Consider the following 1,504-nt stretch of genomic DNA (forward strand, 5'->3'; position numbering starts at 1 on the left):
GGGATGCCAAGTCTGGTTTTGTAGGCGACTACTGGAGAAACTTTTACAAAGGTATCAGGGCCGCCAGTGTATTTATTGATAACGCAGATAAAATCACAGATTTAAGCCCGGATCTGAAAGAGCAGGCCAAGGCGCAGGCAAGAGCGCTGCGTGCCATGTATTATTTTTACCTGATGCGTATATACGGCCCCGTTGTACTGATGGGAGAAAAGCCGGTACCGGTAGATACTACGCTGCAAATTCCGCGTAATTCATTTGAAGAATGCGTGAACTATGTGAGCGATGAATTGCTGAAAGCCGCCGCCGTGTTACCAAAGGAATATTCTTCTACTACAGTAGGTCATATCACCAAAGGCATCGCGCTGGCTTTCAGGGCCAATGCGATGATGTATGGCGCCAGTCCGTTGTTTAACGGGAATACCGATATGGCAGCATTGAAAAATAAAGATGGTAAACAATTGATTGGGCAGTCGGTAGATCCGCAGAAATGGAAAGATGCGACCGCCGCTTATAAGGCTTTCCTGGACGAATTTGTACCGGGGACTTATAAATTATATACCAGAACGTATGCTAACAATGAGAAGAACGCTTATCTTGATTGTCGCGATGTGTTGCTGAACGACTGGAATGAAGAAGTGATTTTTGCCCGCCCGGATAATTCCCTGAACTCCCGTCAGTATGAGATGACGCCTTATCATAGCGGTGAGAATTCGAGAGATGTGAGAGGCAGTGGTGGTTTGGGCGCCACGCAGAATATGGTCGATGCCTTTTTTACAAAAAATGGTCGCAGTATTGACGATCCGCTTTCGGGATATGTAACCACAGGGTATTCAAATTTTACGGCGCCAAACGATAAAGTCAGCGCCAGCATTTACAATCAGTGGGTAGGCCGTGAGCCCAGGTTTTATGTAAATATTACCTATGATGGCAGTCACTGGCTCAACAGAAATTATCCCGACCTGATTACCCGTTTATACAGTACCGGTAACTCCGGTAAAAAAACAGGTGGTAATGATTATTCACCTACCGGTTATATTGTACGTAAAGCGATGGGACTGGACAAATGGGATGTAGGTGGTCGTACATTGATGCTGATCCGCCTTGCAGAAATTTACCTGAGCTATGCAGAGTGTGTGAATGAATCTGATCCGGGTAGCAGTGAAGCGTTGAAGTATATTAACCTGATCAGGGAGAGAGCAGGTATTCCCTTGTATGGATCGGCGGAGTTGCCTGCACCGGCAGGACAGGTAGCCATGCGGGAAGCCATCCGCAAAGAGCGCCGTGTGGAACTGGCTTTTGAAAATAATCGTTTCTTTGATGTGCGCCGTTGGAAAATTGCAGAGCAAACAGAGAACGGACCTGTCTATGGTTTAAATATCAACGCCGACTTACCTGATTTCTTAAAAGTAGTGCCTTTTGAAACCCGCATATTCAGCAAACGGCATTATCTTTTCCCTATCCCTTCTGATGATGTGGATAATGACCGGGAACTGATACAGAATTT

General features: G+C 46.0%; 1 protein-coding gene. It reads left to right on the plus strand.

Features of this window, described 5'->3' with window-relative positions:
- Positions 1-1,504, plus strand: a 1,504-nt coding sequence (locus VIP81_RS12025; RefSeq protein WP_331960459.1) for a RagB/SusD family nutrient uptake outer membrane protein, incomplete at both ends; no start/stop codon positions are given.

This window comes from Chitinophaga sp. (assembly GCF_036566945.1).
Taxonomy (GTDB): domain Bacteria; phylum Bacteroidota; class Bacteroidia; order Chitinophagales; family Chitinophagaceae; genus Chitinophaga.